This is a genomic window from Rhizobium lentis, assembly GCF_014200175.1.
GTDB lineage: Bacteria > Pseudomonadota > Alphaproteobacteria > Rhizobiales > Rhizobiaceae > Rhizobium > Rhizobium mulingense.
Genome location: NZ_JACHBD010000016.1, coordinates 68,040 through 89,305 on the forward strand (window position 1 = coordinate 68,040; position 21,266 = coordinate 89,305).

Annotated in this window: 16 protein-coding genes and 1 pseudogene; 9 read left to right on the top strand and 8 right to left on the bottom strand. The window is 60.2% G+C overall.

Features of this window, described 5'->3' with window-relative positions:
- Window positions 1–107 precede the first annotated feature (107 nt).
- The 6 genes and pseudogenes from GGI60_RS28105 to GGI60_RS28130 all read right to left on the bottom strand — a co-directional run bounded on the left by GGI60_RS28105 (window position 108) and on the right by GGI60_RS28130 (window position 9,782).
- Window positions 108–1,877, bottom strand: coding sequence for an adenylate/guanylate cyclase domain-containing protein (locus GGI60_RS28105; RefSeq protein ID WP_183919460.1), 1,770 nt, complete (start codon window positions 1,875–1,877; stop codon window positions 108–110).
- Window positions 1,878–2,264: 387 nt separating this feature from the next.
- A complete protein-coding gene (locus GGI60_RS28110) occupies window positions 2,265–3,335 on the bottom strand; it encodes an acyltransferase family protein (protein WP_183919493.1) in 1,071 nt (356 codons plus the stop codon).
- 216 nt (window positions 3,336–3,551) lie between these two features.
- Window positions 3,552–6,019: pseudogene (locus GGI60_RS28115) on the bottom strand (adenylate/guanylate cyclase domain-containing protein).
- Between the two features lie 83 nt (window positions 6,020–6,102).
- Window positions 6,103–7,200 (bottom strand): branched-chain amino acid ABC transporter substrate-binding protein, encoded by a 1,098-nt coding sequence (locus GGI60_RS28120; RefSeq protein WP_210314588.1) that lies wholly within the window; start codon window positions 7,198–7,200, stop codon window positions 6,103–6,105.
- Between the two features lie 361 nt (window positions 7,201–7,561).
- Complete coding sequence (locus GGI60_RS28125; protein WP_183919462.1) at window positions 7,562–9,268, bottom strand: adenylate/guanylate cyclase domain-containing protein; 1,707 nt, start codon at window positions 9,266–9,268, stop codon at window positions 7,562–7,564.
- 178 nt (window positions 9,269–9,446) lie between these two features.
- The gene (locus tag GGI60_RS28130) at window positions 9,447–9,782 is read right to left on the bottom strand and encodes a DUF2200 domain-containing protein (protein ID WP_183919497.1); all 336 of its coding nucleotides are present in this window, start codon (window positions 9,780–9,782) and stop codon (window positions 9,447–9,449) included.
- 259 nt (window positions 9,783–10,041) lie between these two features.
- Between GGI60_RS28130 and GGI60_RS28135 the strand changes: the two genes are divergently transcribed.
- The 4 genes from GGI60_RS28135 to GGI60_RS28150 all read left to right on the top strand — a co-directional run bounded on the left by GGI60_RS28135 (window position 10,042) and on the right by GGI60_RS28150 (window position 13,838).
- The gene (locus tag GGI60_RS28135; protein WP_312862819.1) at window positions 10,042–10,470 is read left to right on the top strand and encodes a hypothetical protein; all 429 of its coding nucleotides are present in this window, start codon (window positions 10,042–10,044) and stop codon (window positions 10,468–10,470) included.
- 195 nt (window positions 10,471–10,665) lie between these two features.
- Entirely contained in the window at window positions 10,666–11,289 is a 624-nt protein-coding gene (locus tag GGI60_RS28140) for a class I SAM-dependent methyltransferase (RefSeq protein ID WP_183919464.1), read from the top strand.
- Window positions 11,290–11,599: 310 nt separating this feature from the next.
- Complete coding sequence (locus tag GGI60_RS28145; protein WP_183919466.1) at window positions 11,600–12,304, top strand: carbonic anhydrase; 705 nt, start codon at window positions 11,600–11,602, stop codon at window positions 12,302–12,304.
- 4 nt (window positions 12,305–12,308) lie between these two features.
- Entirely contained in the window at window positions 12,309–13,838 is a 1,530-nt protein-coding gene (locus GGI60_RS28150) for a SulP family inorganic anion transporter (protein WP_183919468.1), read from the top strand.
- Window positions 13,839–13,918: 80 nt separating this feature from the next.
- Here the strand turns inward: GGI60_RS28150 and GGI60_RS28155 are convergent, their stop codons facing one another.
- Window positions 13,919–15,691: an SLC13 family permease gene (locus GGI60_RS28155; protein WP_183919470.1), complete on the bottom strand. Its 1,773-nt coding sequence runs from the start codon at window positions 15,689–15,691 to the stop codon at window positions 13,919–13,921.
- A gap of 559 nt (window positions 15,692–16,250) precedes the next feature.
- On the opposite strand from GGI60_RS28155, the gene GGI60_RS28160 reads away from it, so the two are divergent.
- From GGI60_RS28160 to GGI60_RS28175, 4 genes are all read left to right on the top strand, one after another.
- A complete protein-coding gene (locus GGI60_RS28160; protein ID WP_183919501.1) occupies window positions 16,251–17,423 on the top strand; it encodes a glycosyltransferase family A protein in 1,173 nt (390 codons plus the stop codon).
- Between the two features lie 242 nt (window positions 17,424–17,665).
- Window positions 17,666–18,280: a response regulator transcription factor gene (locus GGI60_RS28165; RefSeq protein WP_183919471.1), complete on the top strand. Its 615-nt coding sequence runs from the start codon at window positions 17,666–17,668 to the stop codon at window positions 18,278–18,280.
- A gap of 358 nt (window positions 18,281–18,638) precedes the next feature.
- Window positions 18,639–18,905 (top strand): BON domain-containing protein, encoded by a 267-nt coding sequence (locus GGI60_RS28170; protein ID WP_183919473.1) that lies wholly within the window; start codon window positions 18,639–18,641, stop codon window positions 18,903–18,905.
- Between the two features lie 130 nt (window positions 18,906–19,035).
- Window positions 19,036–19,431: a DUF1236 domain-containing protein gene (locus GGI60_RS28175; RefSeq protein ID WP_183919475.1), complete on the top strand. Its 396-nt coding sequence runs from the start codon at window positions 19,036–19,038 to the stop codon at window positions 19,429–19,431.
- A gap of 224 nt (window positions 19,432–19,655) precedes the next feature.
- Here the strand turns inward: GGI60_RS28175 and GGI60_RS28180 are convergent, their stop codons facing one another.
- On the bottom strand, window positions 19,656–20,195 hold the full coding sequence (locus GGI60_RS28180; RefSeq protein WP_183919477.1) for a GFA family protein: 540 nt from the start codon (window positions 20,193–20,195) through the stop codon (window positions 19,656–19,658).
- Between the two features lie 454 nt (window positions 20,196–20,649).
- Between GGI60_RS28180 and GGI60_RS28185 the strand changes: the two genes are divergently transcribed.
- A partial coding sequence (locus GGI60_RS28185; protein WP_183934919.1) for a cadherin-like domain-containing protein occupies window positions 20,650–21,266 on the top strand: 617 nt, incomplete at its 3' end.

Consider the following 21,266-nt stretch of genomic DNA (forward strand, 5'->3'; position numbering starts at 1 on the left):
ACGTGAGCGGATGCAAGCGTGGGCTGCATCCGTTCACGCCGCTGACACTGGCTATTGCTCATCCTCGGTGCAATCGGGCAACAGGTTCAAGATCGGACATTGACCCGTCATTGGACGACCCCGGCATTGCGCAGCCCCTCCATGACGAGCTCGAAATCGGCCGGGTTCTTGAAGGGCAAGACTTTGCGACGGTATTCCAAGGAGTAGTCGGGATTGACGCGCAGCACCTCTTGCCACCTCGCACGAGCCTCTTCGAAACGGCCGAGGTGTCCGTAACAGGCGGCAAGAAGCGCGCGCGAGACATCGGTGACGGGGTTGCGGTTCACGCGCTGCAGCAACAGTTCGACCGCCTCTTCGTACCTTCGCAGTTGAAACAAGGCCAAGGCCTGGAAGTGGAGAACGACATCCGGAAAGTACGGGTTCAGGACCCTTGCCCGATCGAAATAGGCGAGCGCCTCCCCGGATCTGCCAGAATAGATGAGTGCCTCGCCGAGGCTGACCTGCCCTTCGGCGAAGTTTGGATTGAGGACGATCGCACGCTCGGCCTCGCTGATGGCTCTATCGTGTTGTCGCGAATAAAGCGTGACCACACTCAGTGCCCAGTGGGCAACGGGATCGCTATCGTCCCGCGCTACCGCCAGCGTCGCGGCCTCTTCGGCCTGCTCGATCGCGCGCTGCGGCGACGCACTCCAGCGGTTCAGGTAATCAAGCCCATGGGTAAGGGCGAGGAAGGCGTGCGCTGAGGCGAAGTTCGGGTCCAGTTCGACGGCACGTTGCAGAAGGTCGCGGGCGTCGCTGTTGGTCTGCTTCGTCAGCCGGTGCCACAACTCCCGGCCGCGCAGGAAGCAGTCATAGGCCTCGGGGTGCCGCGTCTGCCCCGGCGCCAGTCTTTTCCGATCGCCCTCTGTCAGGTTGACCGCCAGCGCGTCGACGATCTGCTGCGTGACATCGTCCTGAACCGCGAATATGTCGGTGAGCTCGCGATCGAACCTCTCCGCCCATAGGTGGCCGCCGGTGGTCGCGTCGATGAGCTGCGCGGTGATGCGGACCCTGTTGCCCGATTTGCGGACGCTGCCCTCAAGGACATGCCGCACGCCGAGCTTCATGCCCACCTCCTGCACCTGGACGTTCTTGCCCTTGAACGTGAACGACGAATTGCGGGCGATCACGAAGAGCTGCGACAGCTTCGATAGCGCCGTGATGATGTCTTCCGAGATGCCGTCGGCGAAGTAGTCCTGTTCGGCGTCACCGCTCATGTTGGCGAAGGGCAGGACCGCGATCGACAGCTTCGGCACCCCTGCCGCCGGTTGGCTCGTTGCGGTTTCCGAGGTCGCGGCCGCCTTGGTCCCGGCGCTGCCGACTTGCAGCGAATAGACCCGGATCGGCTCAGCGATGTTCTTGAGTTGCGTGCTGCCGAGATCGCTGACGGACAGGTCGAGCCTCGACTTGACCTGGCGATAGGCATCCTCGGACAGGCAGATCGCGCCCGCCGCCGCGACGCCCTCCAATCGCGCGGCGATGTTGACGCCGTCGCCCATCAGATCGCCATCGCTTTCCTCGACGACGTCGCCCAAATGGATACCCATCCGGAACTCGATGCGACGGTCCTGCGGCACGCCGTCGTTGCGCTCCACCATGCCGTTCTGCACCTCGATGGCGCAGCGCACAGCGTCCACCACGCTGCGGAACTCGACCAGCGCGCCATCGCCGGTTCGCTTCACCACCCGGCCATGATGCACGGCGATCGTCGGATCGATGAGATCGCTGCGCAGTGCCCGCAACCGCGCCAGGATGCGCTCCTCGTCGGCGCCGGCAAGCCGGCTATACCCGACCACATCGGCGGCCAGGATTGCAGCCAGCTTTCGGATCTCGCTCATGGCGCCGTCTCCTCGCTTCCACGATAGCAGGGAGACAGAAGGCAAGAAAGAACTTTGAGCCGCTGCTCTGAGCGATCTTGGGTGAGATCGAGTTGGCCATGGCTCATGTGGACGCAGCCGAGGTGTTGCCCTACGCAGTGACTGCCCTGGCTCCCGGCCGCTCGACGCGGCCGTTCCTAAGCCCACTCAGGATCAGGTCACGATGATATCCATGCTCACCCCGATGTCCGGTCGCCGAGCCTTTCGTAGTAGTCGCCAAATTTTCGCCCAGGCACGCAACACCCCGCGGACAGCTTCTTCTGGCAAGCATATCGGCTCAAACCGCTGGCCGACCGTCTGAAGACTGAGTGAGCATCAGGCAGTATGGCTCCGTAGGGGGTCCTTCGCTCACGGACTGACAGGCTGCCGCCGGGGGAATGAGATTCGCTTCAACCGCAGCGCATGCTTTTCCAGCAAATGCCATGAAAGCCAGCCGAGCAACAATGATATCGGCAGGGAAAGGCCGAACACTGTCCACCACGTGCTGTACTGACCGAGGGCATGGTTCACCACCTGCTCCACTGGCCAGCCGTAGAGATAGGTCCCGTAGGAGACATCGCCCAACCGGTCGAGAGTCGGCAGCTGTATGCTCGGCGAGGTCACGATGTAGACAAGCGGATAGGCAAACAACATCGGTCCGTAAGAATAGTCGGGCGAGAAGACGAGGCAGAGCACGCCGAGCGCCGCGAAGATCGACGCCAGGACAACGTTCGGCTGCCGCTTGTCCATCACGAACCAGAGAAGCGAACCGCAGAAGAAGTAGGGCGCGATAAAAGTGAAATCCGTTATCAACTGTGTGTCTGGCCACGGTTGCTCGAAGAAAAGCTGCCAGGTCACGCCCACGGCAAGGGCAAGCGCCATCAACGGCGCTCGCAGAAGCCCGATGGCCATCAACGCCGCAAGGATCAGGTAGCAGAAGATTTCCTGGCTGATCGACCAAAGAGAGCCGTTGGTAAAGGTGGCAAGCCAGGAGATCGCAGGATCATAAAACTGCACTTTCGGCAGTTTCATGCCATAGCTCGGATTGAGCACAGAGAGCACGGTCGTCTCCAGGGGATTCGACCAGCGCAAGTAACGCCTGAGGCCCAGCGGGCTGAACAACGGGCCTAGAACATACACGCTGAGAAGGATGCAGACGACAAGCGCCGGATATATCCTCAGCGCCCGTCGCCAGAGAAAGCCGCCGACGCTGCCGAACCGCGCGCTCTGCGTGACGAGGAAGCCGCTCGTGATGAAAAATGCATAGACCCCGAATATCCCAAGAATCTTGTCGTCGCCGAGCAACCGCACAAAGGGCTCGTTCGCCTCGGTCTTTTCCGAGATGAGGAAGGCATGCGAGAAGATAACGGTGGAGGCTGCGACGAGCCTGATGATGTTGACGTTTGGGTAAAATGGCTTTGTGACCCCGCGCCCGGGCATGCGATTCCCCGCTTTGACAATTCCCCAGAGCATTAAGGTGGGTTTTGAATGTTGTCACGAGCCGTTGCGCAACAGGGCGCGATAATCTCTGTTAGAGCATGATGTCGTCCGAAAACCGCTCATTTTCGGCATCATGCTCTAGCCGGCGTTGCAGGAAGGTCGAGTTGGTCGACGAGGTTGGTGCCTGTAGAGGCGATAACCCGCGCGAACGTGGGCCTAGGACCCAGGCTTGTGACAAAGTCGATCAAGCGTGTCTCGAAGTGCGGCGGCGGCCTGATCGCGCTCATCGGCAGACATAAGCTCGGGCTCAGCTTCCAATCTCAGGTGCGGCAGTTCGGTGCGAACCGTATGACAGCTGCGGACCAGATTTTCCTTCAGATCGACCACGCGATAGGTGGCGACCGGATAGGCTATTCCCTTTACCAGGACATGCCCCAGTTCCTCACACTCGATCGTATCCTTCACTAGCGCAAACGTCTCATAAGAAATGAGCACGGTGCCCGGCGACGCTTCCTGCTCAAGGCGCGAGGCGAGATTCACGGCGCCGCCGATTATCGTGTAATCCATCCGGTCCTCGCTGCCGAAGTTGCCCACAGTGCAGTAGTCTGTGTGAATGCCAATGCGGCAGCGCAGCGGTGTTTCAATTCCGACATCGCGCCAGATTTCCCCAAGCGCGCTCATTCGCTTTTGCATGGCGAGAGCCATCTGCACGCAGGCGAGCGCGTCATTCTTGACGCCGCGGGTTTCCGGATCGCCGAAAAACATCAGGATGGCGTCTCCGACATACTTGTCGATCGTCGCGCCGTGATCTGAAGCAATCTTCGACATCTCCGTCAGGTAGTGATTGAGGAGCTGTGTGAGATCCTCGGATTCCATTTTGTCCGTGGTTTCGGTAAAGCCGGCGATATCGGAGAAGCATATTGTCAGCTTCTTCCGCTGGCTGGCGATCCTGACGTCCTGGCGGCCGGTGAATATGGAGTTATACACTTGCGGCGCCAGGTATTTCGCCAGCTTGCTGGAAAGCGCCTCGAGAGCCGCGGATTTCTCGGCAAGGTTTTCCTCCCGTTGCTTCAGCTCGGTGATGTCCGAGTAGACGGCCACCGTGCCGCCAGCCGTGATCCGCCGTTCGCTGATCATGATCCATCGCCCGTCGCGACGCCGCTGCACCCACGTTCGCCAGGGTTGCGATGGCGCGAAAGCCGCTCGGCAACCCACTCCTCGACTCGCCCCTCAGCATCCTTGATGTAGCCGCACTCAGCGGACCGGCGAACAATCTGCTCGAATGTCGTGCCGGGTGTCATTTCCTCCAGGCCGGCGTACAACAGCTCGCGGTAGCGGCTATTGCTCAGTACGAGCCTGTCCTCGCCATCGTACAGAGCGAATCCTTCGGAGATGCTCTCGATGGCATCCACAAGCCGCTGGCGCGCTTCCGCAACCTCGTGCAGGCTGTTTTCCTCCACCTCGACTGCAGTATCCCGGAACAGCCTGAGCGCCCCGGCCATGCGGCCGATTTCGTCGCGGCCTCCGGCGGGCATCTGCGCATGCAGATTGCCGCCCGCGATTGCCAGCATGCCTTGGCTTACCTCTCCCAGACGGGCGAGAAGGCTGCGGTCGACATAAAGCCAGACAACCAGAACCGAACTCAGGAGGCTCAGAAGGGCGGAGCCAAGGACAATGCCGGTGCCGTAGCGCTGGACGACCGAGGCTTCGAGGGCGGACGCGGCGATCTCATGGTTTGCCTTTGCAACCAGGCGATCGACGGCCGCGGTAAGGTCGCGCGATAGCCGACTGTTTTCAGCCAGAAGCTTTTCGCCCTGGGCAAGGACAGCAAACTCGTCCTGTCGTACCTTCGGGATCCCGTTCTCACCCTCGGTCAGCGACTTCAACTCGTCCAGCCGTTGTTGGAAGCGGGTCCGCAGCTTTTCGTCGATCTCGGTGGAGACATTTTCGAGTGCGGCGAGCGACCGGCGCAGCGGAAACAGGATCAGCTTCAGATCTCCCGGCGTAGGCGCGTTGGCAGTTTTGACCAGTGCGTCGTTGACTGCCGATATCTCCTGTTGCGCCCTCTGCTGGGGGATGTAGGCCGCGATTGCCTTGACCAGGTCGCTCGTCGCCGCAGCACGCGCATCGGGTGGTGCGGCGGGATCAGCCACCGCTGCGCGCCACTGGGGAACCTTGGAATTCATCACGACGATACCGGGTGCGACGAGACGCTGACTTGCATTTGTCGTGTCCGATAAGCGGCGCAGCAACTCCTCCTTGCGCTGAACCATGGTAAGGCGAACGGCCACAAGATAGTCGAGAGCATCGAGGTTTCGTCGTAGACCAATCACGGCGTCTTCGATTTCAGTCACCGCCGTCGCGCTGAATGCGGTGCCTTTAAGTGCGGCGAGCAACTCTTCGAGACGCCCCATCTCGACTCCGATCGCAGCCGAGACCTCGTTGTGCTGAACCGTGCTGGTCGCCGCCAGCACCGACGGCGCGGTGGAGGCCACCCTCTCAGCCTGGCGCGAAAGTTGGAGAGAGGCGAGCGCCGTCGGCACCCGTTCCTTGGTGATGCGATCGACCACGTCGCCGACCTGAAGGAAGGCATAGAGAGCTGCGGCGGTCGCGAGCACTGCGAAGGTGCTGATGCCGAAGAAAGCGAGCAACAAGCGCCCGCGTATGCCGACGCGTTCAAACATAGGGGCAACCGCAAGGTCTGGGTTGCGCAGCCAGCAAAGTCTGCACAGACTGGTCTAACGCGATCCACCCGGCCGGCGGTTGACTATTCCAGCGGCACGTATTCGCCACCCTTCCAGACATACCAAATCCAGCTTTGAAGGGTGAGGTCGCCCTTGTCGTCGAAATCGACCCGGCCCATTACCGTTTCAAATTGATTACCTCGCATTGAGGCGATGACCTCTTGCGGCCTTAGAGAACCAGCCTTCTTCACCGCCTGCGACCAGACCTGGACGGCGGAGTAACTGAGCAGTGTGTAGCCTGCGGGCTCGAAATTCTCGGCACGGAAACGCTCGACGACTTGAGCCGCCTGAGGGACGCGCCGTGGGTCCGCGCTAAACGTGAAGAGCGTACCCTCGGCGGCAGATCCGGCGATCAATGCAAAGTCCTCGCTCGCCATGCCATCGCCTGAGACGAGTTGAAGTGCGTAGGCGCGGTCTCGTGAAGCGCGAACCATCAGCGCGACCTCGGGCAGATACCCACCAACATACAACACGGCGATGCCGGCGCCCTGTAACGCCGAGATCTCGGCCGCATAGTCGTTCTTCCCAGGGGTGAAGGCCTCGTAGATCGCTTCGGTGACACCCCGCTTCTTCAACTGCTTTCTGGTTTCGTCGGCGAGCCCCTTCCCATAGGTGGTGTTGTCGTGAAGGATCGCTATTTTCCTGTCACCCCAATGATCGGCCAAATAGTTGCCGGCTACTACCCCCTGCGCGTCGTCGCGACCAATGACGCGGAAAACATTGGCACGACCTTGTTCGGTCAACAGCGGATTGGTCGAACCCGGTGAAATCTGTAGAATTCCCGCGGCCTCGTACACCTTGGATGCCGGAATCGAGGCCTGGGAACAGTAATGCCCGACGACGAGCACCACACCGTCAGCCACCAGTTTGTGGGCGGCCGCCACAGCCTGCTCGGGATCGCAAAAGTCGTCGACCGTGATGAGTTGCACCTGCTGACCGAGCACGCCGCCAGCCGCATTGATGTCGGCCACTGCCATCTCTGTGCCGCGCTGCATCTGCTCCCCGATCCAGGCGAGCGGTCCTGTGACCGGGCCTGCCGCTCCGATCAGGATCTCCGCCCGCGCTGGGCTGCCAAGCGAAACGACAAGCGCGACGATAGCTGCAGTGATGCTGCTGCACATGATGTACCTCCTGCACAGCTTACGCCAATTTAGTCCCCGCCGACAGCCCCCCGCAGGCGCCGATATCTCCGCCATTCTGCAGCGCACTTGCCTCTTATCGGCATGGCTGGTCAGGAGTTGACGTTCCTGCGAGGCACTCATTGTCTGCCTTGGGCGCCAATCCCAGCCCTTGTCGGCATGAACTTTGATGTCCGCTTTTCGTCGTGAGTAGTTCAAGGTAACGGCATCTTCGCGCCGGGCTCGCTGACGCGTTTGTGGCGCGTCCGAAGAAGATTGGCACTGCGATCCAGACCGCCGTTCTCGCGCAGCGCATGTCCGTTGATCAAGTCCTCGGACGGGTCGCAATTGGCCTCATCCGCTGTCACATCTCCGGCAGGCCGGCCTTTCGGAAGCCGTCGACGAAGTGGTCCCGTACAGCTGCATCGCGCAGCGGCTGGGAGCTGAGCCAATGGGCGATGGTGAAATGAGGGTGGGCGATCAGAAACAATTCTGCTTCTCGCCGCGCCTCCTCGCGGTGGCCCGACTGCGCAAGCGCAGCAGCCAGGAATTTGCGTGAGTTGGTGCGATAGGTTTCTTTCCTGCGGAGCGTAGCGGTTGCCGCCTCATAGTCACGCGCGGCATACTGCGCCTGCCCAAGATGACAAAGATACCAGCAGGTTGGATGGGGATTGAGCCGCAGGGCTTTTTCGATCTGCGCCAGTCCGTCGGCAATCCTGCCGTCCAGCACGGATATGTCCGACATGGCGGCCCAGGTGTCGGCGTGGTTGGGGTCCAGCTCCAGGGCCTTGGCAAAGGCTGCCTCCGACTCCTCCCATCGCCGCTCATAAGCCAAAATGGTACCCAGGACGTAACGGCAGCCGGCATCGTTGGGATCCAGGTCGACCGCCTTCTGCGCTGATGTCACCGCCATCCGACGGTTAGGATCTTCGGGCTCTCCGAAATGAGTCCAGGCAAGCCAACGGTTATAGGCGAGCAGACCGAGCGCCTCGGCATAGGATGGATCGAGCTTGACCGCGCGTTGGAGCAGCATATAGGCCTCACGCTCCGTTTGCGGCGACTCTTCCGTCAGCAGGCGAGCGCGCACACACAACTCGTACGCCTCAAAGTTCTTCGGCCGATTGCGCGGCGTCGGGATGGTCAGCCGGCCGACGAGCGCTTCAACAATCTTGGCGTTGACTTCATCCTGCAACTCGAAAACATCTTCCACCGTCCTGTCAAACCGTTCCGCCCACACGTGCTGGCCGCCAAGCGTGTCGACCAATTGGGCATTGATACGGACACGGCCCATTGCGCGTCTGGCGCTCCCCTCGAGGACGTAGCGGACGCCGAGCTCCTGGGCGACCAGCCGTACGTCGACCGCCTTGCCCTTGTAGCCGTAGACGGAATTGCGCGCGATGACGAACAGGCCCGCCGTGCGGGAAAGGTCGGTGATCAGGTCTTCGGTCAAGCCGTCGACGAAAGGCTCGTCCGCTTCATCCCCACTCATATTCGTGAACGGCAGTACAGCGACCGAGGGACATTCAGGCAGCGGCAATATGCTCTGCAGCGCATCCGGCCAATGCCACACGTGAACGGGGCGGGTCAGGTTCTTCAGGTAACGTTCGCCTGCATCAAAGAAGCAGTCGTCGATCTTGCCGACGATCTCGCCGTGAACGCTTCCTGAAATGCAGATACCTCCCGGTGCCGCCTGCGTCTCGAGGCGCGCCGCGACATTGACGCCGTCGCCGAGAATGTCTGAACCATCGTCAATGACATCTCCCAGATTGACGCCTATGCGCAAAAGCAGGCGCCGGTCTCCCGAAGCCTCGACAGCAGTGGTGGTCCGTTGCATTTCCAATGCTGCAGCGACCGCGTCCACCGCGCTACCGAATTCGATAAGGAATCCGTCGCCCATGACCTTAAAGATGCGACCGTTATGGCGCATCACAGCCGGCTCGATGACGCCAGAACGGAGCTCCCTGAGATTGTCCAGCGTTGCGGCTTCATCAGCCTCCATCAGGCGTGAATATCCCACCACATCGGCAACGACGATGGCAGCAAGGCGACGCTGAAGAGATCGATCCGTCATGTGAGGACAAGCCCAACGACCGGGTTCATAAGTTATTGCTCAAATACGGGTCAGTCAACAAGTGGCAAGAGGTGATGTCCAGGCGATCTGCACCTCCATCGAGCCGTCATCCTCTTTGTGACCGACGCGAAGCCTGGATTTCTGGCTAACTCTCCAGATGCGGCCAGTCTCCTTCGGGCTATTTTCGCAGGATTTTCTCCATCGCCCTGCCCTTGGCGAGTTCGTCGATCAGTTTGTCCAGGTAGCGGATTTCCCGCATGGTCGTTTCCTGGATCTCTTCCACGCGGACGCCGCAGATCACGCCCGTGATCGACGATCGGAAGGGGTTCATCTCAGGCGCTTGCGCAAAGAAATCCTCGAAGTTGGTGTTCCTCGCCAACTGGTCGTCCAGGGACTCTCGGCTATAGCCCGTCAGCCAGCAGATGATTTCGTCGACCTCCGCCTTCGCGCGTCCCTTCTTCTCCGCCTTGGCGACATAGTGGGGATAGACGCTCGCGACGCTGACCGAATAGATGCCTCCTGAATGTTGCAGGTATTTCCCGGCTGGGATGGCCGATAATGCGCAACCCTCGTGCGGCGCGGGCGCGAGAAATATTTGCTCATGGACGCAAACTCTACAGCGGCGCCGGCCATGACCGCAATTGGCGCAATCCTTCGGCCCGAAGTAGTCATCGGTATGGTGCCACCCTGTCCAATCTGAGACCAAAAGCGAGAGTGCACACTGGTGGCACGTCGCAAGCGACAGGTCGGCGGTCTGGACCATTACGGTATTGGTGGAGGCTTTTTTAACTGATGCATTGCAAGACATTGTGAAAACAAAACAATGCGTGGGAGATGCCGTTTTGAAAAACGCAATTTTGGTTTTCGCTGGATTGTCGATCGGTTGTTCGACAGCAGTGGCCCAGGAACCGCAGCCCCATCCAATACTAAGTAGGGAGCAGTTTCTGTCCTACGCCGCTGGCGCGGTCGTTGCAGGCATGTACTGTGGGAAATTCGAGTTAAACGCCGATTTCTTCTTGGGATACGAATACGCTACCGGAGTTTATCCGCCCCTCGATCCCAATTTCCGGCTTGAGATGGCGCGTGTTGAGACGGACGCCAAAAGCGATCTCGATAGCTACTGTAAGGCGGCACGACTGGTGTTCTACAAGGGCAACAAACCTAAGCCGTTGGCAGCCCCACTTCTGGTCGACAAGCAGTGACAGCACCTTTCCTTGATTAGCACTGATGACCGCAATTGGCGCATTGCCGCCGGCAGCATTTGCAGTCGGTCGTTGGTGTCTCTCACCTCATTTCTGCTAAAGCTGGAGAGTAAATCGGCCGCGATGTCACCAACTGCCGAAGTGTGAAGGGCGCAACGGGCTGATAGGCTCTTGTCTTGAAGGAGGAGCGCTGGGATGAGCACCGACCGGGAGACTGTGCGGTCCTATGATGCGGTCGCGGCGGAGTACGCTGCCGAGGCCGCGGTGATGCCCGGATGGGTCGCGACAGAGATCGATGTGTTCGTGAGCGAGCTCCCCGGCTCCAGGGTGCTGGAGATCGGAAGCGGCGGCGGGCGAGATGCACTTGAGCTTGAGAAGCGGGGCATCAGCGTCCGGCGCACCGACATTTCGAAGGGTTTCGTCGAACTGCTTCGCGAAGGTGGCTTCGAGGCCGACTTGTTGGACCCGCTGACCGATGACTTGGCCGACCCGCAGCGTCCCGGCATGCCGTATGACGGGATCTGGGCCTGTGCCTGCCTCATTCATGTCGCGCGCGAGGATTTCGGCACGGTGCTTGGACGGCTTGCCGAGGCGACCCGGACCGGTGGCCGACTGCACGCCTCGGTCAGGGAGGGCGACGGCGAGGATGTGTCCACACACGGCAGTGCTGCAGCGCCTCGACGCTACGTCGAGACGTACTGGCGCGAGCCTGCCCTGCGGTCGGCACTCACACACGCCGGCTGGATCGTCAACGATGTAAGTCGGTACGTCGGAAGGCCCCATGATCGGTGGCTGAGCGTTCGGGCGAGTCGGGCCTGACGTCCACAGAACTTACGGGAATGGCGGTTGTGGCGCGACTATGAACTCGAGGTGATCGCCGGACAGTCGGCTTCCGGGCGAAGGCAAAGATCGCCACCTGTGGCCGACATGAGGACGCATTGCTGACCTTGCGCTCCAGCTGATCTCGGCACCCTCCTCACGTGTTGTTGATCGCAGCCCAGCAGCGGCTGGTTGCACCGCACACTTTTTGCTGTTCTTTTCGCACCTGCGAACGAATCGCTTCTGTAACCCGCCGGACGAGAGACATTCCTCCCCAATCCGACGTCCGGCCAGAAAGAGGATCCGAACAATGGGTGATCTCCTGAAAGGTATCTCCAGTTTTCGCGGCGCGGTTTTTCCCAACCAGTCGGCGCTTTATCGCAAGCTGGCGAGGGAAGGCCAGCAACCACAGGCTCTGATGATATCCTGCGCCGATAGCCGGGTGATGCCCGAAACCATCACGCAGGCCGGTCCCGGCGATCTCTTCGTCTGCCGCAATGCCGGCAACATCGTCCCGCCGTTCTCGACGCTCAACGGCGGGGTCTCTTCCGCCATCGAATATGCGATCCTGGCGCTCGGCGTCAGCGACATCGTCGTCTGCGGCCATTCGGATTGCGGCGCAATGAAGGGCCTGTGCCATCCGGAGCTGCTCGAGCCGATGCCCAATGTCGCAGCCTGGCTGCGCCACAGCCACGCCGCACATTCGATTGTCTGCCGGGCCTATCCGGACGACCTGTCCGAAAGTGACCGCGTGCGCGCCGTGGCGATGGAAAACGTCGTCGTTCAGCTCGATCACCTGAAGACGCATCCTTCCGTCGCCGCAAAGCTCGCCACCAGCGATATCACCCTTCATGGCTGGTTCTTCGACATCGAGACCGGCGAAGTTCAGGTCTATGACGGGGCGAAAGCGACTTTCACGGTGCCGGAGGAGGGAGAGCCGCTGCCGGTTGCGGTGACCGGCCGCGATCGGCCGCATGTCATGCCGCAAATCGCAGCAATGCTTGCCGCGGAGTAGCGCCATGACAGCAGTGAGCTCCACCTTTTCGCGCGACCTCGCCTCCTCGCTGGTCGTCTTTCTCGTCGCCATTCCCCTGTGCCTCGGGATCGCCATTGCCTCCGGCGTGCCGGCGTCGATGGGCCTGATCTCCGGAATCATCGGCGGCATCGTCGTCGGCTTCCTGTCGGGCTCGCCGCTGCAGGTCTCCGGACCTGCGGCCGGACTTGCCGTCATCGTCTTCGGCTTCGTCGAGGATTATGGCGTCGCCATGCTCGCCCCCGTCCTGATCGCCGTCGGTTTCCTGCAGATCGCCGGCGGGTTCCTGCGGGCCGGCTCCTGGTTCCGGGCGATCTCGCCTGCCGTGGTTCACGGCATGCTCGCCGGTATCGGCATTCTGATCATATTGGGGCAGATTCATGTGCTGATGGATGCCAAGCCCGCTGCCGGCGGGATGGAGAACGTCGCGGCGATCGAGGACAGTGTCGCCCGACTTTGGGGAACTGGCCTGACGAGCGAGGCAACCGCTTTGAAGGTCGGCCTCATATCCCTGCTTGCGATGGTGTGCTGGGAGAAGTGCCGCCCGAAATCCCTTGCGCTCATTCCGGGAGCGCTGGTCGGTGTCGCGGCGGCGACGGTTCTTGCCGCCGCGTTGCAGCTGCCGATCGCCCGCGTCGAGGTCCCCACTTCGCTCGTGGACAGCATCACACTGCCGACCGCGGAAAACTTCGCCCGGTTGCTGGAGCCCGGCGTCATTCTCATGGCGGTGATGATTGCCGTTATCGCGAGTGCCGAAACTCTTCTTTCGGCCGCCGCCGTCGACCGGATGCATGACGGCGTGCGCACCCGATTCAACAAGGAGCTGTTTGCTCAGGGCGTCGGCAACGGGCTCTGCGGCCTGCTCGGCGGGTTGCCGATCACCGGCGTCATCGTCCGTTCCTCGGCCAACATCCAGGCCGGCGCACGCTCGCGGGCCTCCGCCATCTTCCACGGGATCTGGATACTGGGCCTGGTAGCGCTGGCGCCAAGCCTTTTGACCCTGGTTCCCTTGTCGGCCCTCGCCGCGGTTCTGCTCGTCACCGGATGGCGGCTGATCAGCCTGCGTCATGTCAGGCACCTGTTCGAGCATCATGGTCTGGTCCCGGTCGGCATCTGGGCTGTGACCGTCGCCATGGTCGTCCTGCAGGACCTGCTGGTCGGCGTCGCGCTCGGCCTGGCGCTGTCGATCATCGAGATCGTGCCCTACCTCAGGCGAAAACTCGCGATCAGGCACGCCGAGATAGACGAGGAAATCCATGTCCAGCTCGGCGGCGCAGCGACCTGCAAGGATGTGCCCATACTGCTCAACACGCTCGAGCAGCTGCCCGAGGGTCGCAAGGTCAAGATTGTCAGCGAGGACCTCCATTACATGGATCACACCAGCGCCGAAACCATCAGCGAATGGCTTCGGCGCGAGGCAAGGGCCGGTCGGGCCATTGAAATTCATCCGCCGCCGGCGGCGGGCCACCCCCGCCTGAAACCGCTGTTTCAGCGTTTTGCGACCGAAGTCGCCTGATAAAATCTGGGGAGGGCAACCGCCCTCCCCGGGCGCTTCCTATCCATGGCTTTTCAAACCGGCTGCGGCTGCCTTGGTGCCTATTTCACCGGCCAGACGAAAAGCAGCGCGGGCACGCTGACCAGGATGATCAATGCCGACAGCGGCAGGCCGAGACGCGGGTAATCGGAGAACTTGTAACCGCCCGGACCGAAGACGAGCGTGTTGCATTGGTGGCCGACCGGGGTCAGGAAGTCGCAGCCCGCGCCAATTGCGACCGCCATCAGGAAGGCTTCCGGCCTGAAGCCGAGACTGGTTGCAAAGCTGGCGGCGATCGGCGCCATGACGAGAACGGTCGCGGCATTGTTGAGAAAGGGCGTAACAGCCATGGCGCTGATCAGGATCAGGCCGAGTGCCCCCCATGCCGGCAGGTTCATCGCCACCGCACCCAGCCAACCGGCGATCAAGTCGCTGCCGCCGGAGGTGCGCAAGGAATCCGAGACTGGAATAAGGGCGGCGAGCATAACCAGGATCGGCCCATCCACCGATTTATAGATATCCGTCAGTGGAATGGCCCGGAAGACCACCATGCCGAGCGCCGCTGCGAAGAAGGCCACCGGAACCGGCGCCAGGCCGACCGCGGTCGTTGCCATGGCAAGCGCCAGCATCAGAAGCGGAATGAAAGCACGGCGGCGGGTGCCGAGCATCACCTCGCGCTGGGCGAGCGGCAACAGGCCGAAATCCTGCAGAAGCGCAGCCAGGCTTGCCCGGCTGCCCTGCAGGAGGAGGACATCGCCTACGCCGAGGGTCAAGCTGCCCAACCGTTCCTTGAGGCGTTCGCCACGCCGGCTGATCGCCAGAATGTTGACCCCGCGCGTGTAGGAGAGCGCCAGCTCCTTGGCCGAAAGACCGGCGAGGGACGATTGCTGGCTGACGATCGCCTCGAGCGAAATGATGTTCCTGTCGGGCTGTCCATCCTTTGTCAAAGGCTTGCCGGAAAGCTTCAACTTCCCTTGTGATACGATGCGGTCTATTGCTGCCGAGGGGCCTTCCAGCATCACAATGTCGTCGCAGCGGAGCGTCAGATCAGGAAACGGCGCCATCCTGGTGCCGCCGCGCAGGACGGCCGTGGCGATGACCTCGCCATCGCCGAGCTTCACGAGGTCGTTGAGCGCCCGCTCAAGCAGCGTCGACTGGTCGGTGAGTGCGACTTCGCTCGTGTAATTCTTGATCTCCACGACATCTTCAATCGCGTGATCCTGCTTGGTACGGCTTGGCACCAGCCGGTGGAAGAACAGGAGAAAGGTGATGCCGACCACCGTCAGGAGTGCGCCCACCGGCGTGAAGTCGAACATGGTGAAGGATGTTCCGGTCATCTCCTGGCGAAGCCGTGATACGACGATGTTCGGCGACGTGCCGACCTGCGTCATCAGTCCGCCAAGCAGGGCGGCGAATGACATCGGCATCAGGTATTTCGAGGGAGAAGCCCCGGATTTCTTTGCAAACTGAAAGGCGACAGGCATCATGATGGCGAGCGCGCCGATATTCTTGATGAACGCCGAAAGCAACGCCACGGCGATCGTCAGGAGTGCGAGCTGGGTATGAAGCGTGTTGAGGTTCGGGAAAAACCGCTTGATCGCGGCATCGACGATACCAGACCGGGCCACGCCCGCGCTGACGATCAGGGCGCTGCCAACGATGATGACAATGTCATCCGAAAAGCCGGAAAAAGCTTTTTCCGGCGGGACGATCCCCGTCGCGACCGCCAAGACGAGCGCGCAACAGGCGACGACATCATAGCGGAAGCGACCCCAGATAAAGACCGCCATCATGAGCCCGATGACAGAAAATGCGATGATCTGCTGTGTCGTCATGCGGACCTGGAAAGAGGGTGGGAAGTCGGCGACAACCGAGCGGACGAAGTTATCCAGGGAACGCCGTTACCTCCAGCCGGTTCCCTGCCTTCCTAATCTAGCGCCTGTGGGCCTCCTGACCAGCCTGTGCGTGAGCAGATAAGCGGGCACGCCGGCGCGGCTCCAATAGCAGACATCGCGACATGTTGACGGATCGGGGTCGGACCGACATTCTGACGGCAGCGTGGCCCGCGCCTAACCTCCTGGACCCCGCCAGCATGGCCATCGTTTTCGGACGGGTTGCTGGGCAACTGCGTCCGGCACGTGAAAGGCCGCTCAATTCAGCAGGTTGCATCGCGTCGGCATCGGAACCTCACCTCGGCCGCATCGGACTAAAGTCCATTTGAGTTGTCCGATAACTAAGTTAGATTGCAACGCGATAGCCTGCCGTGCGATGCGTGTACATGGCTGTGCTCCCGCGGAGGATTGAGCTCTGCACAGTCTGTGATCCACGCGCGTCTGTAGGAGGCCCGATGCTAGACGAACCTCCTACATCTGAAACGCAACATTGTTCGACCGCATGAGAGAGCTGGAATATAAGGATCGGAGGGAGACTGGTCATTTCACCCGGCCGCTGGTTTCGGTCGTCATCCCGGCCTTCAATGCTTCCCGTTATATTGAACGCACACTTCGATCCGTCGTGTGCCAGACTTACCAAAACTTGGAGATCATAGTCGTCAATGACGGCTCTACCGATGATACGGCAAAGATGGTCGAGCAAGCGGCGCGGGCAGATTCGCGGATTCGCCTGCTCTCCACGTCAAACCGCGGTGTTGCCGCAGCGAGGAATACCGGTATCCGTGAATCAGCAGGTCGATACGTGGCATTTCTTGACGCGGACGACCTTTGGCATCAGACCAAAATCGAAAAGCAGGTAAATGCTCTCAATCGCCTATCCCCAAAGTGGGCTGCGGTTTATGTACTGCATTATATCATTGATCATGATGATGAGATCATTCGCTCATGCACCCCCAACGCCGCGAGAGGATATCTCTACGCTCGGCATCTGACATTCAAATATGTCGGCAACGGAAGCTCTCTTCTTGTCCGTCGGGATGTCGCGCTCGAGGTTGGTGGGTTCGATAGCTCATATGCAGCGCAAGGAATTGGCGGCTGCGAAGACCTCGATTTCGAACTCAAGCTGGCCGCGCGCTATCTTATCGAAGTCATCACCGAGCGGCTCGTTGGATACAGGCAATATCCCGGCAACATGTCGTCCAATCACCTGCAAATGGGCCAAAGCGCTCTGGAAGCTGTGCAGCGCTCAATGGCCGCAAACCCTCAGCTCCCCCGGTACGCAGCCCGAAGCGCGACCATCGCTACTCAGAAATATGCATATTGGCAGTTCCGAAAAGCCGGAAATACACATCTGTCACTTCTAACCCTTTGGTCGATATCGTGGCGCGAGCCAGGTTTCACGGTTCGGCTTGTGCTCGATATGTGCCTGCGCGTGATACGACGCTGTCATCGTCTTGTGTCGAGAACAGCAAATGGTGAAGATCCACGACTATTGAACAGGTCGAAGTTCGACCCGGAAACGGCCCCCTCGTCAGTCGAACGGCCGGATGAGACCGCTAAATTTCGACGTCACCTGATGCGGCTGACCGAGGCGGATGTCAAGCTGAGTTCAACCCTCGAACCCCTATCGAACAGCTTCGCCCCGGTGGCGAAATCACAAGCCATGTCTTCGTAGTCGGATGTGAAAATCAGCTATTTGAGTTGGCATCCGAGCGCCGGTCATGCCACGCGATAAGACACGCCCCGAAAGCGCCGCGGGTCAAAATCAACAATATCAAACAAGCCTGAACATAAAGTGTTCAGTCGTTCCTAAGTGTCTCTCTGGACGTTTGCCAAACGCCTGCCATTTCATTGTCGATTGGCCGGCTCACAGACGCCAGATGTTTTCAATTCAATCCAGGAGATGGAGGGTACAGCGTGACAGGCATTACGATAGCGATCGTGGACGACCACCCTCTTTTTCGAGAAGGGGTGAGCCGCAGTCTGTCTGAAATCGAGGATTTCGTCGTTGTGGGCGAAGGGGCAAATGCCGCTGACGCGGCCACACTGGCGGCGCGCCATAGGCCCGACATCCTTCTGCTCGATGTGTCGATGCCCGGAGGGGGAATAGATGCGATTTCCGATATCGTGGTGCGAAGCCCACAGACAAAGGTGATGATGCTGACGGCCTCCGAGGAAATCGAAGCCCTTGTCGCTGCGTTACGGCGAAAGGCGGCGGGCTACGTTGTCAAGGGTGCTGGATCACGCGAACTTGCAGAGGCCATTCGAACGGTCATGGGAGGCGCAAGGTTCGTCTCGCCGACGATGCGCGCCTCCACAAGTCTGTTTGACAGAAGGGCTTCATTGACCCGCCGGGAGATCGAGGTGATGGAACTCGCAGCAGAAGGTCTTTCCAACAAACATATTGGGCGTCGGCTGAACCTGCAGGAGAAAACGATCAAGCATCACATGACCCAAATTCTCTCCAAGCTTGGCGCCAGAAACCGAACTGAGGCAGCGATCCGATGCCGCCAAGGAACCGAGCGAAGATAACGCGAAGGCGCTGAAGGCGCAGGGCAGATCGCCAAAGGTTCGACCTTATCGATCGGTGCCTTATGGTGGCATAGTATTTGGCCTCGCTTCCTGCGAGCAATGGCAAGGCTCCGCCCTCGTCCGGACCTCGCTGCCGATATTGGTCGACAGCTGACAAGTCATCAGGGAGGTTCCGGCTGGAGTCAGCAATATTGCTAGAGCCTCCCTGATGGTCCTTCCAAGAAGAATGAGGAGAATCTAAGCGGCAAAGTGGCGGAGGAAGACGGACCTAAGTCGGGATGGCCAACGCAGGGTGCGCTGCTCATATACGCGTGTGAGGCAACATCAGGTCTGTTGAGGGGCGGAACAGGAGAAGAATATGAGCTTCGGCCCCACCAGTCATGAAGAGCGCTGCTCGGAAGGCCACAGTACGGCATCGACCATCGCGACGATATCGGCTGCCCTTTCCGCCGACCCGGAAATTGACAGCAGCGCGATCGAGATCAGGATGCTCGGCGCGGTCGTGCTGCTCGAAGGCTACATCACGAAAGCGTCAGATCGAGACAAAGCCATCGCGATTGCAGCCATGATCGTAGGCTGGGAGAACGTCCATGACCGGATGCTGAGCCACTTTCCCGCTCAGTGAGATAACAACCGATCCCGGCTAAGACCAAGGGCCGGTCATGCCCCGGCATAAAGCCCTAACCACGGAACACTTCCTCCGTTCGCCGGTTCGGCTTCCCAGCGGAGCCAACCGCATCGAAGGAGGAAAATCAATGAATATCAAAACAGTAGGAATTACCGCAGGCATGATACTGGCATCGTCCGTTGCCTTTGCCCAATCGTCGACCGTTACAGGCGCAGCCGGTGGTGCTGCAGCGGGTGCAGTCGTGGGTGGCCCGGCCGGTGCTGCCGTGGGCGGCATTGTGGGTGGAGTTGCTGGAAGCGTCCTTGAACCGCCGCCGCAGAAAGTCGTGACCTATGTTCAGCAGGCTCCCGCTCCGACCAAACGCGTCGTGGTGAAGGAGAAGGTTGTCGTCGGAGAGCCGCTCCCGGAGACCGTGGTCGTAACACCGATTCCAGATGATCCAAAATATGCCTACGCGATCGTCAACGATCAGCGGGTGATCGTCGAACCTTCCTCCCGGAAGGTCATACAGATCATCCAATGAGAACGGGCGGCTTTCGCCGCCCCTCTCCCCGACAATCCTCCAGAACGATCGAACGTATCGCCGGTGTCGAATGTCTGTGCGCGGCCATACCTGTCACGGTAGGCGCCGCGATATAGGCTTGCGTGATTTCATCTGCGCTGGCAGGGCGGCTGAACAGGTATCGTTGCAGCTCATCGCATCCCGAAATCCTGACAACCGTAGCCTGCTCCCGTGTCTCGAGAACGTCATGCACCGGCAGACAGGTGTTCTGCTCCTTCCACCCCCGCACCGTCACGTCCCCGCACCGCCCAGGAGGCGGTATCGTGATCGGGATGCTGGTTGTTGCTCACCTTGATCGCCGCGGCCCAGTCGGCGCCGTTGGTTTCGGTCGCTCCGGTATTTTCCAGGCCGGTGATCGTCTCGAACCACGTCACCATGTTCTCGGTGCAGGTATTGGCCAGCGGCGGGAAGGCGTTCGGATCGTCAAGCGAACCGATCATCAGGTTGGTGCGGCCGTTTTCGAGGTGGTGGAAAAACAAGGGCGTGCCGCAATTGGCGCAGAAGCCACGCTCGACAAGCTCCGAGCTCCTCCAGACGCTCGGCTTGCCGCGCGTCCAGGTCAGCGCATCATCGGGCGCGGCGACGAGCGCGGCAAAGATGCTGCCCGAGGCTTTCTGGCACATGCGGCAATGGCAGAGATGCGAGTTATCGAGCATCACGCTTGCATGATAGCGCACGGCGCCGCACTGGCAGCCGCCGCTCACTTCTCTTTCGATGCGTTTCATCTTTCTTCTCCTGAAAGAGGTGGATTTGGCCTCATCCCTTTCAGGTAGTGGTATATTCATCGTCCAGCGTTCATCGCCGCGTCGGATATATCCGCCCAAGGCCATCGAAGCCTTCCCCGTTCGCGTCTTCTGATAGTTGAGAGAGTTCCCGCAGCCGGCCGCGGTGCGGAACTCTTCGGTGTCGATAAACGGGAAGTACAGGTTGCCAATAGAATGTTCGCGCAAATAATCACATGCATTGGTGATAACCATATGCATAGGCAAATTAACTCTATTGTATAGTTTACAGCGTTATATGTATTGTATGGCTTACTTTTCGTAAAAATATAATATACCTTCCAGATTGCATGTTTATCCCGCGATTGCGTCGGGACGGGTGGGGGCGCCCGGCTAACAATAACAATTGGGGGGCGAACACTTCCGTTCGTTCGCAGTATCACGGGGGGAATTTATAATGGCGACTACCACAGTTTCAGGCACGACCGTCACATTTTCGAATTCAGGTGCGGCAGCCAATCTCACACAATCCGGCACCGAGGACGGCAGCCTTCAGTTCACGTTCGACGTCCTGGGCGCAAGCGGCGGCGGCGTGAAGACGACGATCTATTCGGTGGATGACGGCGTCAAAAACGACGATGGAGGGGCAACGATCGTCGTCACCAACAAGGCGTTTGTCGATTACAACAAGGACCTGCTGATCCAGGACGGCGTGGGCATTAGCTTCAGCGAAACCAGCCAGATGGGAGCAACATTCTGGATCGGCAGTGACAACAAGATCCACTATGACGCAGCCGCTCTAAGCGCGCAGATTAACGCGCTCGATGCCGGAGAGACGTTCAAGGACACGATCCAGTACACGATCAAGATGTCAAACGGCACGCTCAGCGTCGGCACGCTGACGGTTGTGATCAATGGCATCAACGACGCACCGGTCCTCAGCGGCAGTGCGGCTACGCTGGCAGGCAGCGAGGACACCCCCTACACGATCAGCGCCGCTGATCTGCTCGCCGGCTTCTCCGACGTCGACGGCGACCAGCTGTCGGTCTCGGGCCTCAGCGCCAACCATGGCGC

Coding starts and splice junctions, on each gene's coding strand:
- GGI60_RS28170 (WP_183919473.1), top strand. CDS start 18,639: ATGAGCTTCGGCCCCACCAGTCATGAAGAGCGCTGCTCGGAAGGCCAC.
- GGI60_RS28120 (WP_210314588.1), bottom strand. CDS start 7,200: ATGTGCAGCAGCATCACTGCAGCTATCGTCGCGCTTGTCGTTTCGCTT.
- GGI60_RS28145 (WP_183919466.1), top strand. CDS start 11,600: ATGGGTGATCTCCTGAAAGGTATCTCCAGTTTTCGCGGCGCGGTTTTT.
- GGI60_RS28155 (WP_183919470.1), bottom strand. CDS start 15,691: ATGACGACACAGCAGATCATCGCATTTTCTGTCATCGGGCTCATGATG.
- GGI60_RS28140 (WP_183919464.1), top strand. CDS start 10,666: ATGAGCACCGACCGGGAGACTGTGCGGTCCTATGATGCGGTCGCGGCG.
- GGI60_RS28105 (WP_183919460.1), bottom strand. CDS start 1,877: ATGAGCGAGATCCGAAAGCTGGCTGCAATCCTGGCCGCCGATGTGGTC.
- GGI60_RS28175 (WP_183919475.1), top strand. CDS start 19,036: ATGAATATCAAAACAGTAGGAATTACCGCAGGCATGATACTGGCATCG.
- GGI60_RS28125 (WP_183919462.1), bottom strand. CDS start 9,268: ATGACGGATCGATCTCTTCAGCGTCGCCTTGCTGCCATCGTCGTTGCC.
- GGI60_RS28150 (WP_183919468.1), top strand. CDS start 12,309: ATGACAGCAGTGAGCTCCACCTTTTCGCGCGACCTCGCCTCCTCGCTG.
- GGI60_RS28110 (WP_183919493.1), bottom strand. CDS start 3,335: ATGCCCGGGCGCGGGGTCACAAAGCCATTTTACCCAAACGTCAACATC.
- GGI60_RS28160 (WP_183919501.1), top strand. CDS start 16,251: ATGAGAGAGCTGGAATATAAGGATCGGAGGGAGACTGGTCATTTCACC.
- GGI60_RS28180 (WP_183919477.1), bottom strand. CDS start 20,195: ATGAAACGCATCGAAAGAGAAGTGAGCGGCGGCTGCCAGTGCGGCGCC.